Genomic DNA, 13,961 nt, shown 5'->3' with positions numbered 1-13,961 from the left:
ATTAGGCTATTTTTTATATTAAAAGTAAAAAGCGATGCAACTGGCGGAATTATAGTATGTTTTAAACCCGAAAGTAATTCCCAAATTTTAGGATTACTTCCTGTTGTAATAACTATTTTTTCGCATTTAAAGGTTTCGATATTCGTTTCTATTTTCCAAAAATCGTTAAATTGTAATAACGATTTTACACTTTGATTTGTTAAAACATCTATTTTTAAATGTTTAACTTGGTTTAAAAAGCAATCCATAATTGTTTGCGAAGAATTCGTTGTAGGAAACACTCTATTATCGGCTTCTATTTTTAACGCAACTCCTCTCTTTTCAAACCACTCCATTGTGTCGCCAGTACAAAATTGATGAAAAGGACCAATTAATTCGCGTTCGCCTCGTGGATAAAATTTTACCAATTCTTTTGGTTCAAAACAAGCATGTGTAACGTTGCAACGACCGCCACCCGATATTTTTACTTTAGAGAGCACATCTTTACCTCTTTCTAAAATAGCAACTTTATAATGCGGATTTTTTTCGGCACAATTTATGGCTGTAAAAAAACCCGCTGCACCGCCACCAACAATAATAACATTATATTTTGTATTCATATTCTGTCTGGAAAATCTGAAATTATACCATCTATTTCGAAACGTTTTATATATTCTATAGCGGCATATTCATTTACTGTCCAAGTATTAATTTGTAAACCAAAATCTTTAGCTTTTGTACAATTTTCTTTAGTTAACAACGAAAAATGCGGATGAATTGCTTTTGCGTTGAATTGTTGTGCCCATTCTATAGCTTGATTAACACTAGCTTGTGTGAGTATTGCCAAAGGAATTTCAGATTGAAAACTGGCAAATTGTTTTAATTCGTCAAACTGAAAACTCGAAACTATAAAATCTGTTGGTTGCCAATTTTGTTCGTTCATATATTTTAAAAGTAGTTGAAAAACAGGTTCTGCTGTTTGTTTTCCTTTTAACTCTACGTTTAAAAAACATTTTTTGTTTACAAGTTGTAAAACTTCTACTAAAGTTGGAATTTCATAATCATTATCAATCTTTATTTTTTTTAATTCCGATAGAGAAAAATTAGAAATAGCACCTGTTCCATTAGTTAATCGGTCTAATGTAAAATCGTGAAAAACAACAAGCTCGCCCGAAGCACAACAATGAACATCGAGTTCGATACCATTTACACCTAAGTTAATAGCTTTTTGAAAAGAAGCTAGTGTATTTTCTACTACATATCCTTTTGCTCCGCGATGTCCTATTTTTGTAATCATTTTAATTTTAATAAAACAAAGATAAAATAGTTTTCACGTTTAGCCGTTATAATTTAAAGCAAAGTCCTAAATTATGAAAAAGATTATTTTTTTAGCAATTGTTGTATTTTTTTACAACTGTTCGTCTGTGTTACATTCAAACGTTTCTTACCAAACTCGCAACGATTTTAAAGGTGTAGCTGAAAACACTAAAAATGAGTTTTTAAAACAAAAAAATGCCACTTCCAACACTAAAAGCGTATTGATTTTAAGTCAAGGTTTTAAAGGCGAAAAAATAATTGTAAAACAAAATGAAAAAATCATTTACTCGGAATATCCTATTAGTCATGTAAAAACAAAATATGCCGATAGTTTTAGTTTTAACAATACTGTAGATTTAATTTTATATGATAATTATTCTAAAGAAGAAATTACAATTAAAAGTGATAAAATAGGTAATAACAAGTTTATATATGTAATGAAATATATTGAAAACGAGAAAACAAAATATAAAATTACAGTAAGCAACACATTGCGTGCAATGAAATAAAAAATGGCTACTAAAACTAGTAGCCATTTTTAAAATTGGTTTTTACTAAAAATTAGTTTTTGATAATTTTTTTAGAGTACGAAATATCGTTTCCTGTAAGTTTTAATAAATACATACCCGATTGTAATGAAGTAATGTTTAACTCGTCTTCAACTGAAAAGTTTTGTAATGTTTTAGACATAACTTTTCTTCCGTTTAAATCGAAAACCTCAACATTTAATACTCCGTTATAATTATTAACTCGTAAGTTTAGCTTTCCGTTTGTAGGATTTGGATAAACTCGTATTAATTCTTGATTTTTAAAATAATCTACACTTAACACACAATTTGGCCCTGGAGCTGGTTCTGTAAAATCTTCTACTTGGTCTGTTGCACTATTTGCCGAACCAGAAGAAGCGTTAACCCCTAAGCCTCTACGCGCAAAAACTTCCCAAATTAAACAAAAATCTTCTCCGCCAGTTGTGGCTTGGTCTGCGGCAATTAGGGCATTTCTAGCTGAAATAAATGTAGGATTACAACCTTGCAACTTCATACCGTCTAAAACTAATTGCATTACCTTATTGTTTCCGCCGTTTCCATTATAAATATCTGGGTCAAAACCATATTTATCTATATAAGCCCAAGTTAAATCCCATAGCATTGCTGTCCAAACAGACCCTACTCCGTGTGGAACTGCCTCTGTATTAGTATCGGCAAAAGTAAACGGACAAATACTCATATCTGTTGAATAAGGATACGTTCTAATACCAGGTCCATTTGTTGGTTGCCCTGCCACAAAAGTAGCAATACCTCTAGTTTCTGTACCGTTGTCTCCTGCTTCAATTTGCATCATTAAAGCTGCCCAGTCTGACCAGCCTTCGCCCATTTGTTCTTGATTATTTAAACAACTTGTATTTGGACCACCTGTTAAACGAGTTGATATTCCGTGTGTATATTCGTGTGCAATAACACCATTATCAAAATCGCCATCAGAATTCACAAATGTTACCACTGCATCGCGTAATGTAACATTTACAGTTCCCGATGCCATAGCTGCAATAATAGCTTCTCCAAGGTTATATGGAATAAATACTGCAGGAATAGTAATTGCTGCATTTGCCCCCGACATATTAACATATTGGTTAGGGTTAGCTGTATCATTATTTACAATAACTACCGCTGCTGCACCAGCATTTTGTGCCATTAAAACTTTATCTACAAAAGTACATATTCCCCTACGAATAACTACTGTTTTTCCTGCAAATAAGGCGCCGTTTACAGGGGCTTCACATGCATCTGAAGTATCTGGTGTAGCGTCTTCGTAAAGCACTAAATCGTAAGCTATACCAGGCATAGCTGGTAAATCTACGTGTCCTGGGTCAAACACATTATTAGAAGCATAGTATTCTCCTGCCACACTAGCTGGCGAGTTCACCACAAAATTTAACGGTACTGGACCTACATCCCAAAGATACATTTGCATTCTAGGACGGTCTCCATCTGGTGGTGTTGAAAAATTAGCATTATTCGTTCCTCCACCATCTTGAGCATCAGCTAGCACATAATCTCCTAAAAAAGAAGTTGTACCACCGTTTCCATAATTGTTACGTTGAAAATTTCCATTTGGTTCATCAAATCCGTACTGATACCATACATCGTGCATGATATTATTCATATAAAACAGATTAGTAGTAGCCGCATTTAAATATGAAGAAGCGGTTACTCCTACACCACCGTAAGGGTAATCAAAAACCAAAGAAGAACCCCCATTAGGGCTAGTTCCTCCAGAATTATTACCATCTGTATCATCTACTGCATGAACATTATTCCCTTGTGTCGTTGTAAACTCTGGACCATCTACTCCGTTTATATCGTGCCAACCGTGAGGCGATGCAACCAAATTGTTAACTCCAGAAAGTAATTGTCTTGAACCGTGATTGGGACTTTCTGTATAGTATGGGAAAACCCTATATGAACCATCTTGAATATCTACTATACTAGTATTTTTATTGGCAAATGCTAATTTGTTAAAATAAAAACCTACTTCGTGATTGTGTCCTTTATGACTTCCTGTTGTGCCAAAATTACACGATAAAACACCATCGAATTTTTCTAATAATTCGCCATTTGTTGCACTAATTCGAGCATCCCACAAGTGGTTATAATCCTGAGAGTAATATTGTAGTTTCCAAGCAAGTTTTAATTGGTCATCTTGGTAAAGATAAACCAATTGTGCCCTAACATCATCTTCAATGTTTCCATTTGAAATAACGTATTTGTTAAATTCTCGCTGCTCAATAATTTGATGCGAAACAAGAGGCTCACCGTTATGATTGTGTGCATAATTTAAAGCTTCTAAAACCGATATTGATGGAGCTGTCGTATTTACTTTTGATGCAATGTTAGCTACAAAGCTATTTTTAATATCTAACACTTCTCCATTTTTATACCAAACATTTGACAATGAGTTCGTAATAACAATTCCATTGTACATTTGATTAATATAAAAGTTTTGAATACCCGTAGCTTTTGAACTTCCAGTGCTTTCTACACTCCATTGCGAAATATCAGAAGTTGTTAAGTTGTACTCATTAGCTTGTTTAGCTAAAAAATTTTGAATTTTTGATTGTGGTACTTCTTGTGCAAAAAGAGTAAAACAAAATAAAAAACTCAAGCTTAGTAGTAATTTGTTTTTCATATATGTAGATTTATAAACGTAACAAATATAAATTTTAAATTTTTAAAAAACCAATTTGTGTTATTTTGTTAACATTTTTTATTTAGCCGTTTATCATTTTATACAGCTCAATCGCCTTCCCGTCTGTTAACAACGAGATGTAATGACAAATATTAAGCAACTGCTCGTAAACTGATTTTTTTTCTTGTAAAAATCGTTCTGGTAATAATTTTAGTACGATTTTATCGTAATTTGATGCTTTTTCTGACATTTGATTGTGGTAAGCGGTACAAAAAACATCTAAAAGAGTATGAATAACCTTATAACCCATTACTTCTTTTTCAATAACATTTTTACTCTGATACACTTGTTTTATACTTACTTTTATAATATCATCTATTTGTGCTTTATACTGACTTTTATCGAGTAGTGCCATTGAAAAACTACCCTTTAAAATAGCTTCTTCATTTTCTAAAAAAATAAAAACGGCATCATTTATTAAACTATTTATAGCTAACGCGCGTAAATAGCTTAAACGATCTTCTTTTGTAGTGAGCTCATTATACTTTTTACTATCAATACTGTTTTTTACAAGTTTTATAAGATATTCTAATGCTTTTTCTTCTTCTATTAAACCCAGATTAATGCCGTCTTCAAAATCGATTATTGTATAACAAATATCATCTGCAGCTTCTACTAAAAACGCTAACGGATGGCGTTCGAAACCGATATTTTCATTTTCTTTATTCCCAATTAATCCTAATTCTTCGGCTACTTCTTTGAAGAATATTTTATCTTGCTGGAAGAATCCATACTTTTTATCACAGATTTTTGATGTTGGTTTTTTAGGCAAACTTTCCTTTGGATATTTCATAAAAGCACCTAAAGTAGCATACGTTAAACGCAAAGCACCCTCTACTCCTTTTCTAGAAGAAGAAACAACAGCAAAACCATTAGCATTGCCTTCAAAATCTATTAAATCTTGCCATTCTTTATCGGTTAGTTGCGTTTTAAAATGTTGCCCATTTCCTGTTTTAAAATATTCGCCTATTGCTTTTTCCCCTGAATGTCCAAAAGGAGGATTTCCAATATCGTGAGCTAATGCTGCTGCCGCTACAATAGCACCAAAGTCGTTCATTTGGTAACCGTAAATTTCGGTTAAATACGGATGTTTTTCTAAAATTTTTTTCCCGACCAATCTACCTAACGAACGACCTACCACCGATACTTCTAAACTGTGAGTTAACCGCGTGTGAACAAAATCGGTTTTGGAAAGTGGAATAACTTGTGTTTTATCTTGTAAACTTCTAAATGCCGAAGAAAAAATAACCCGGTCATAATCGACTTCAAAGCCTAAACGAGTGTCGTCTTGTTCTTTTCTGAGTCTTTTTGTGGTATCGCCTTGTCGTTTTAACGACAATAATTTTTCCCATTTCATCATAATAATAGGCAATTAAAATTTTATTTTTTTAACTCTTCGGCCACTTTTTCGAGTTCGGAGTACCATTGTTCGCCAAACTTTCGAATTAACGCTTCTTTTACAAATTGATACACGGGAACGCCTAATTCTTCTCCTAAAGCACACGCATCGGAACAAATGTGCCATTTGTGGTAATTTACAGCAGCAAAATCGGAATATTCTTTTACACGAATAGGATACAAATGGCACGAAACAGGTTTTTTCCAACTTACTTTTCCTTCATTATACGCTTGTTCAATGCCGCAAAGTGCCGTTTTCCCATCAAAAATTACATATGCACAATCTTTACCGTCGATAAGCGGTGTTTCTAGCTCATCAAACTCGGAAACAATATGTGTACCTTGTTTTTCTATGGCTTTTATACCCTCTGGGCGTAAATACGGTTTTACTTTTGGGTAAATTTCGGCCATAATTTTAGTTTCCTCTTCTGTTAATGGTGCACCAGCATCGCCATCTACACAACAAGCTCCTTTACAAGCGCTTAGGTTACAAACAAATTCTTTTTCAAAAATTTCTTCGGATACTATAGTTTTATCTAACTGAAACATTATACAATTTATATATTGGTGTCAAATATACGTTATTTTAAGTAACTGTTAGGTTCACAAAGTATCGTTAAATTAGGTTTACGTTTTTATAGATTGTTTTATATTTGCTATGTATTTATAGTTTTGCTTTATGAAAGTTGTATCTTATATTATAATTGTTTTGGCTTTAGGCTTAATAGGGTTTAATTTAACCAAAATAAATTACAGCAATCCATTTGAAGAAGGAAGCACTATTGCACTTATAGGTGTTGTTGCTGGTTTGTGCGCTATTGTTTTGATGCTTATTTTTCGTATTTCGAAGAGTATTGATGAAAGAACCAAATAATTATGTTTGATGTACTAATTATTGGCGGTGGTGTTTCGGGTGTTTCTGCCGCTTTATTGTTAGGTTCTGCCGTAAAAAAACCATATGCCAAAAACAAAAAAATTGGCATTATTGTGCATCAACGTGCTTCTTATTTACAAAATGGCGTTTACAATAACGTATATGGAATAAAACCTAAAACATTGGGCACCGATTTGCTAAGTAGTAGTTTACATCAGTTAGCCGAACTTTACCCACATGTTAAACAAATTGAAAAAGAGAAAGTAACTGCTGTTTTGAAAACTAATTTTGGCTATTTGGTAACTTCAAACAAAAATGAATATAAGGCTAAAATTGTTGTTGTCGCTATTAATTCGAATAGTCCTATGTTAATTAAGGGTTTAGAAGATTTTGTTATACCACACCAAAAAGCTGCACCAAGTAAAAATCGTATTCAATTAAAAAATACCGAAAATTTAGTTACCGATGGTTTATATGTTGCAGGAACTTTAGCAGGTTGTAGAAGCCAACTTTCTATTGCAGCTGGAAGTGGCGCAAATGCAGCCGCAGAAATTTTAACATTATGGAATAATGGCGAATTTGCACAGGTTCATGATGCTTTAGGGAAATAAAACCTAAAAATTATTTAATTCTAGTACTTTTTTTACCATATCGTCTTCTTGTAAAATAATTTTATAATACGCATCGTCTGTAAACAATTGGCGTACAAACTCGGCATATAGATACGTTAAAATTTTATCTTTATTGGAATAATCTAATAATAATCCACTATTTGAAGCATAGCTTTTAAGGTCGTTTATATATTTTTGATTGGTAAAAATTTCGTTTTTTAATTGTTCTTGCGATAGTTTTTCAAAAAATAATCGATTTTTATCTAATTCTTCAAAAACAAAATACGAAATTAAGCCCGATTGCATAATCATATTCGTTGCTTCTTGAGCATGATTTTGGCTTATTGGCACAAAAACATCGGGAATAATACCGCCACCGCCATACACAATACGTCCTTTTTTAGTTTTATATTTTAAACTATCGGCCACTTTAATACTGTCGGCTTCATAGAGTTCGCCACTTGCGAATCGTTTTTCAAATTCATTAAAATATCCTTCGGCTTTATCGTCGTAAGGTTTTTGAATAGAACGCCCCGATGGTGTATAATACCGAGCTACTGTTAACCGCACAGCAGACCCGTCGTTAAAAGGAATTTCGCGTTGTACTAAACCTTTTCCAAAAGAACGCCTGCCTACAATTGTTCCTCTATCGTTATCTTGAATAGCACCAGCTAAAATTTCGCTTGCCGATGCTGAGTTTTCATCAATTAAAATGTATAATTTACCTTTTTCAAAAATTCCCTTTTCGGTTGCTAAAGAAATTTCTTCGTTACCTTTTTTGTTAATTGTTTTTACAATTAATTCTTTGTCTTTCAAAAACTCGTCGGCTATTTCTTCTGCCATTTCAAGATATCCGCCACCATTTTCTCTAACATCGACCAATAATGTGGTAATGGTTTCTTTCTTTAATTTGTTTAATGCCTCATGAAATTCTGAGAATGTAGTTTCTGAAAATCGATTTATTTTAATGTAACCTATTTTATTAGCAATTTTCAGTGCAACATCTACGCTTTTAATCGGTATAATATCGCGTGTAACGGTTATTTTTAATTTTTTATTTTCAGATTTTCTAAAAACGGTAAGTGCTACTTCGGTTCCTATTTCGCCTTTTAACTTTGAGAAAAGAGTATCGTTGCTAATGTTTTTATTGTATAATTGATAATTATTGGCAAACAAAATGCGATCGCCTGGTTTAATTCCTGCTTTCTCAGAAGGTCCGTTTTTTATGGTTTTAATTACAGCAATGCTATCTTTATAATTATAAAAATTAATGCCAATTCCTACAAAATCGCCACGCATACTTTCATTTACTGCTACAATATCTTTTTTATTAATGTAAACCGAATGCGGGTCTAAATTTTGGAGAATTTTATCCACTGTCAAATCTACAATAGAATCGGTATTTATATTATCTACATATTCGGCATCAATAAAATCGAGCAATCGGTTTAACTTGTTTTTAGCAGCACTATTGCTTGCAACAGCATTGTGATTACCTAGTTTATTACCAAGCAGTAATCCAATAGCAACTGCAATAGAAAACGCTAATGGAATATATAATTTTCTCGAATTCATTTAATTTAAATTCTCTATTAATTCGACCTCAACGCCTGCTTTTTTTAAAAAATCGACTCCTGAAGTATCTTTATATTCTTGATGATAAACTACTCGTTTTATACCCGATTGATGGATGAGCTTACTGCAATCTTTACAAGGCGAAAGAGTTATATATAGTGTAGCACCCTCGCACGATTGTGTAGAACGGGCTACTTTTAATATGGCATTAGCTTCGGCGTGCAGCACATACCATTTTGTGAGATTATTTGCATCTTCACAACAATTTTCAAAACCCGATGGCGTGCCATTGTACCCGTCGGAAATTATCATTCTATCTTTTACAATTATTGCGCCAACCTGTTTGCGTTTACAATAGGAAAGCTGGCTCCATTCGTTAGCAATTTTTAAATAGGCTTTGTCGTATTTTAATTTTTTTGCCATTTTATCTGTTCCAAATTTCACTTTCTATTACCATAGGTAGCACTACCCCAATTACAAATGCAGCTGCTACTAAAGCCCATTCTCGTTTTGAAAAATGAAAAACAGTTTGCACCACGTAAGCGAGTATAAGATACATTAAAACAACTATAAGTTGGGCAGCTTCTATACCTAAGGCAAATTCTAATAATGGTAAAAGTTTATCGGTAGCATTGCCTGGTAAAATGGTTTTAAAATAATTTGAAAAACCTAGACCGTGAATTATTCCGAAAAACAAAGTAACGATTGCTTCAAAAGATATACTTTCTTTTTTAGCTGTTTTTCCTGCTGTGAATAAATGATATATAGCGGTAATTAATATGGTAATAGGTATTAAAAACTCGACTATAGTGGCATTTGCTCGAATAATATCGAAAACCGAAAGAATAAGCGATAGCGTATGACCAACAGTAAAAAGCGTAACTAAAAGTAATACTTTTTTCCAATCTTTAAACGCATAAGGAACCATTAATGCAATAAAAAATAAAACGTGATCGTATGCGTTGATATCAAGCACATGATGAAGTCCTATTTTAAAATACAACCAAAACTCTGTCATTTGTAAAAATATTAAGAATTCAAACTTACAAAATATTCTATTTTATAGCAGTAAAAGTGTGTTATTTATTTTATAAAATTGTGTAAGTTTGCAAAAATTAAAATCAAAAAGATATGTCATTTTCAGATTTATTTGATAGCGGATTTAAAAATCGTAATAAAGGTCATTTTTCGGCAATTGTGAGAGTTGCACTTTCTGATGGTGAAATTACAACTGAAGAAAAAGCGTTTTTAGATAAATTAGCTACTAAACTTGAAATTTCTTCGGAAGAATATGAAGAAATTTTAGAAAACCCAACAAAATATCCTATAAACCCACCTGTTTTATACAATAATCGCTTAGAACGTTTGTATGATTTAGCGCGTATGGTTTATGCCGATCATATTTTAGGACCAAAACAAAAAGATATATTAACACGTTTTGCATTAGCTCTAGGTTTTACACCTAGTAATGTTAATTTTATTGTTGATAAAGCTTTATCGCTATTAGTGTTAAATGTAGATTTAGATACTTTTATTTTTGAAATGAAAAATATGAACAAATAAGGAATTTATTAATTCTACTTAAAGAGCTCAATTTTTAATTGAGCTTTTTTTGTTTGCCTTTAGCTATTAATAAATAAAAATAAGATTTTATTAAAATATAAACAAAAAAGACCTAAACTATTGATTTACAATACGTTTAAGTCTTTTTGTTGTGCGGGTGAAAGGACTCGAACCTTCACACCTTGCGGCACCAGATCCTAAGTCTGGCGTGTCTACCAATTTCACCACACCCGCAGCATTGTGAAATGTGGGTGCAAATATAACTATAAGTTTATAATAAACAAATAGAAAATTATTTTTTTACCCTTAATCTACTCGTTCTAATTTTGTAGCCTTCGTTTTGTTTTGTACTAGTTTCGATGCTGGGTAAGCGGCATCTATATCTTCTAGTACATTTAATGCTTCATCTACATAAATGTCTTTTTGCATTTCTTCGTGCCAGCGTTCTCTTTTTTCTTTTAAAATTGAATCGTTTGCAATAGCTTTAGTTTCTACAGACAACGAATTAAAATTTAATTGGTTATTAAATTCTGTTATAATTTTAAATTTCTTTAATTCGGCATCGCTTTTTGCAATTTCGTCTTCATATTTTTTTAGATTTAAACTAAAATCGTTGTTGTCTTTACGATCGTATATCCATTTTGCATTTTCATCTATTAATTTAAATTGTTCGCTTTGTTTTACTCTATTATTACTTCTTGCTACAATTTCATTAAAATTTGGATACACTATTTTGTAGTCTGCTGGAGAAATTTTATCCCATTCTAAAGCGTTGTCTTCATCTCGTTCGCCCATATCTAAATACGAAAACCTATCGGGTAAAACAATGTCGCTTAACACCCCTTTTTGTTGAGTAGAACCACCGTCTATTCTATAGAATTTTTGAGTAGTGGTTTTAAGTGCTCCTAAATCGCCATAAACTCCGTTTTTAACTAATCTATTTAAATCTATCATATTTTGAACTGTTCCTTTACCGTAAGTATGTTTACTTCCTATTACTACACCTCTATGGTAATCTTGTATTGCAGCCGCAAAAATTTCAGATGCCGAAGCCGAAAAATTATTAACCATAACTACTAATGGTCCGTCCCATAATATACTGTTGTCTCTATCTTCTAATACATCTTTTTTACCTCCTAAAGATTTTACTTGAACAACAGGGCCGTTTTTAATAAACAAACCTGTCATTTTAACAACAGTTTCTAAAGAACCGCCACCGTTGTTGCGTAAATCCATAATAATACCTTCTACGCCTTCATTTTTTAATTGTTGAATTTCTGCAGCAACATCTTTAAATGCGTCTCTATTTTCTTTATTTTCGAAACTAATGTAAAACTTAGGCAAATAAATAATTCCAAACTTTTTACCATTTTTTGTTACTGTTGCCGATTTTGCAAAGGTTTCTTCGGTTTCAACTTCATCTCTAATAATAGAAATAACAGCAATAGTACCATCTACTTTTTTAACGGTTAAGCGAACTTCTGTTCCTTTTGGCCCTTTAATTTTTTTAACCACATCGTCTAATCGCATTCCTGCAATATCTAACGGTTCGTTTTCGGCTTGCGCTACTTTTAAAATAACATCGCCTGCTTCTAATTCTTTGCCGCGCCAAGCTGGTCCGCCCGAAATTAATTCGGATACTTCTACTTGGTTATCTTTTTTTTGTAAGCGCGCACCTATTCCTTCAAATTTACCACTCATACTAATATCGAATTTCTCTTTGTCGTCTGGAGAAAAATAGAATGTGTGCGGATCAAATCGTTCTACAATTGCATTTAAGTAAATAGAAAACCAGTCGTTATGATCTAATTCGTTTTCGATAAAATTGAAGTAATCATTTTGCGATTTTAAAAGACTTTCTCTAGCTTCTTTCTCTATTACAGAGAATGGTTTGGGTTGATAGGATGTATCTTTTTCGGCTTTGTCTTTTTCTAATTTATTTTTATCGGCTATTGTGGCTAAAACGGAAAATTTAAGTTGTTTACGCCATCTGTCTTTTAACTCTTTTTTATTAGAAACATATGGAAGATTTTCATAATCTACATTAATACTTTCTTCTTTGTTGTAATTGAATGGTTTTTCTAATATATCGGTATAGATTTCTTGAACTTCTTTTATGCGTTGTAGCAAACGCGAATTTGTTAGTTCAAAAAAGGTTAGGTCTTTATTTTTTATCATATCGTCTATTGATGTGTTGTATTTGTTAAACTCATCAATATCAGATTGTAAAAAAAATCGTTTTGTAGGATCAATTCCTTTTAAGTATTTGGTGTAAACTTGCTTCGAAAAATCGTCGTTTATGTCTGCTGGTTTGTAATGCCCTTGTTCTAATACATACGTTAATATTTCTAAAAGCAGTTTGTCTTTTCCTGGATCTTCTTTTTTTACAGAAGGCATAAAACTCCATAGTACAGCTGCAATAACTGTAACTAAAAGTACTATTTTATAATTTTTTTTCATAAACTCAACAATTCGTTTCATTTGGTAAATATTCTTGGCTAAAATACATAAAAAATTATGCCACAATAATGCAATATACGATAAATTTTTGTTAAAGCCTTTTATATTATATATATCATAAAATATGTTATCATTAATTTTTTTACTTTAGCAAAAAATAATAAAAATGCCCAAACGACCATTAATTCTTATAACTAACGACGATAGTATTGTTTCTCCTGGAATTCGCACCCTTATTGAGGTAATGAAAAGCATAGGCGATGTTGTTGTTGTAGCGCCCGACAGCCCACAAAGTGCAATGGGGCATGCCATAACAATTAACAACACGTTACACATAGACAAAGTAAATCTTGACCCCGAAATTGAACACGAATATAGCTGCTCTGGCACGCCTGTTGATTGCGTAAAAATGGCGGTTCACGAAATTTTAAAACGCAAACCCGACTTATGTGTTTCCGGTATTAATCATGGTTCTAACTCGTCTATAAACGTTATTTATTCGGGCACTATGAGTGCTGCTGTAGAAGCAGGAATTGAAGGAATTCCAGCTATTGGCTTTTCGCATTTAGATTACAGTTGGCAAACCGATTTTTCGCCTGTAAAACGTTATGTAAAGAAAATTGCTTTAGAAGTTTTAAAAAACGGATTGCCCGAAGGTGTGGTTTTAAACGTAAATTTCCCTAAAAGTGAAAAAGGCGAAATTAAAGGAATGAAAGTGTGTCGCCAAGCAAAAGCAATGTGGGTTGAAGAATTTGACAAACGAAAAAATCCGCAAGGAAAAGAATATTATTGGCTTACTGGCGAATTTGTAAATCAAGATACGGGAACCGATACCGATGAATATGCTCTCGAAAATGGTTTTGTTTCTATTGTTCCTGTTCAGTTCGATTTAACCGCGCACCATGCCATACAAACGCTAAACAATTGGAATTTTTAAA

14 protein-coding genes and 1 tRNA gene are annotated in these 13,961 nt (G+C 32.6%); 5 read left to right on the top strand and 10 right to left on the bottom strand.

Features of this window, described 5'->3' with window-relative positions; translation table 11 throughout:
- Nucleotides 1-599: aminoacetone oxidase family FAD-binding enzyme (locus tag R2808_RS08705; RefSeq protein ID WP_371270581.1), on the bottom strand; the 599-nt coding region annotated here is incomplete at its 3' end.
- Nucleotides 596-1,276, bottom strand: a complete 681-nt coding sequence (locus R2808_RS08700) for a glycerophosphodiester phosphodiesterase (protein ID WP_371270580.1) — start codon at nt 1,274-1,276, stop codon at nt 596-598. The genes R2808_RS08700 and R2808_RS08705, both read right to left, overlap by 4 nt.
- A 73-nt stretch (nt 1,277-1,349) precedes the next feature.
- Between R2808_RS08700 and R2808_RS08695 the strand changes: the two genes are divergently transcribed.
- The gene (locus R2808_RS08695) at nt 1,350-1,805 is read left to right on the top strand and encodes a hypothetical protein (protein ID WP_371270579.1); all 456 of its coding nucleotides are present in this window, start codon (nt 1,350-1,352) and stop codon (nt 1,803-1,805) included.
- 52 nt (nt 1,806-1,857) lie between these two features.
- Here the strand turns inward: R2808_RS08695 and R2808_RS08690 are convergent, their stop codons facing one another.
- The 3 genes from R2808_RS08690 to R2808_RS08680 form a co-directional block, all read right to left on the bottom strand.
- A complete protein-coding gene (locus R2808_RS08690) occupies nt 1,858-4,482 on the bottom strand; it encodes a T9SS-dependent M36 family metallopeptidase (protein WP_371270578.1) in 2,625 nt (874 codons plus the stop codon).
- Nucleotides 4,483-4,564: 82 nt separating this feature from the next.
- Entirely contained in the window at nt 4,565-5,899 is a 1,335-nt protein-coding gene (locus R2808_RS08685) for a deoxyguanosinetriphosphate triphosphohydrolase (protein ID WP_371270582.1), read from the bottom strand.
- Between the two features lie 23 nt (nt 5,900-5,922).
- The gene (locus R2808_RS08680) at nt 5,923-6,489 is read right to left on the bottom strand and encodes a DUF3109 family protein (RefSeq protein WP_371270577.1); all 567 of its coding nucleotides are present in this window, start codon (nt 6,487-6,489) and stop codon (nt 5,923-5,925) included.
- Nucleotides 6,490-6,619: 130 nt separating this feature from the next.
- Between R2808_RS08680 and R2808_RS08675 the strand changes: the two genes are divergently transcribed.
- Nucleotides 6,620-6,814, top strand: coding sequence for a hypothetical protein (locus R2808_RS08675; RefSeq protein ID WP_371270576.1), 195 nt, complete (start codon nt 6,620-6,622; stop codon nt 6,812-6,814).
- A gap of 2 nt (nt 6,815-6,816) precedes the next feature.
- Nucleotides 6,817-7,425 carry an FAD-dependent oxidoreductase gene (locus R2808_RS08670; protein ID WP_371270575.1) on the top strand — a complete coding sequence of 203 codons (609 nt, stop codon included), beginning with the start codon at nt 6,817-6,819 and terminating at the stop codon, nt 7,423-7,425.
- Between the two features lie 3 nt (nt 7,426-7,428).
- Here the strand turns inward: R2808_RS08670 and R2808_RS08665 are convergent, their stop codons facing one another.
- The 3 genes from R2808_RS08665 to R2808_RS08655 are packed head-to-tail and all read right to left on the bottom strand — an operon-like array spanning nt 7,429 to nt 10,018.
- Nucleotides 7,429-9,000, bottom strand: a complete 1,572-nt coding sequence (locus tag R2808_RS08665) for a S41 family peptidase (RefSeq protein ID WP_371270574.1) — start codon at nt 8,998-9,000, stop codon at nt 7,429-7,431.
- Nucleotides 9,001-9,423, bottom strand: coding sequence for a cytidine/deoxycytidylate deaminase family protein (locus tag R2808_RS08660; protein ID WP_371270573.1), 423 nt, complete (start codon nt 9,421-9,423; stop codon nt 9,001-9,003).
- Nucleotide 9,424: 1 nt separating this feature from the next.
- Nucleotides 9,425-10,018 carry a HupE/UreJ family protein gene (locus R2808_RS08655; protein WP_371270572.1) on the bottom strand — a complete coding sequence of 198 codons (594 nt, stop codon included), beginning with the start codon at nt 10,016-10,018 and terminating at the stop codon, nt 9,425-9,427.
- A gap of 113 nt (nt 10,019-10,131) precedes the next feature.
- Between R2808_RS08655 and R2808_RS08650 the strand changes: the two genes are divergently transcribed.
- A complete protein-coding gene (locus R2808_RS08650; RefSeq protein WP_371270570.1) occupies nt 10,132-10,563 on the top strand; it encodes a TerB family tellurite resistance protein in 432 nt (143 codons plus the stop codon).
- Between the two features lie 152 nt (nt 10,564-10,715).
- Here R2808_RS08650 and R2808_RS08645 read toward each other — a convergent pair.
- A tRNA-Leu gene (locus R2808_RS08645) sits at nt 10,716-10,797 on the bottom strand.
- 72 nt (nt 10,798-10,869) lie between these two features.
- Complete coding sequence (locus R2808_RS08640; protein WP_371270569.1) at nt 10,870-13,044, bottom strand: carboxy terminal-processing peptidase; 2,175 nt, start codon at nt 13,042-13,044, stop codon at nt 10,870-10,872.
- Nucleotides 13,045-13,189: 145 nt separating this feature from the next.
- Between R2808_RS08640 and surE the strand changes: the two genes are divergently transcribed.
- The gene (surE, locus tag R2808_RS08635; RefSeq protein WP_371270568.1) at nt 13,190-13,960 is read left to right on the top strand and encodes a 5'/3'-nucleotidase SurE; all 771 of its coding nucleotides are present in this window, start codon (nt 13,190-13,192) and stop codon (nt 13,958-13,960) included.
- Nucleotide 13,961: the final 1 nt, after the last annotated feature.

The organism is Flavobacterium sp., from assembly GCF_041392005.1.
Lineage (GTDB): Bacteria > Bacteroidota > Bacteroidia > Flavobacteriales > Flavobacteriaceae > Flavobacterium.
The sequence above is the reverse complement of the archived record's forward strand: the minus strand, read 5'-3'. Positions and strand labels throughout refer to the sequence as shown.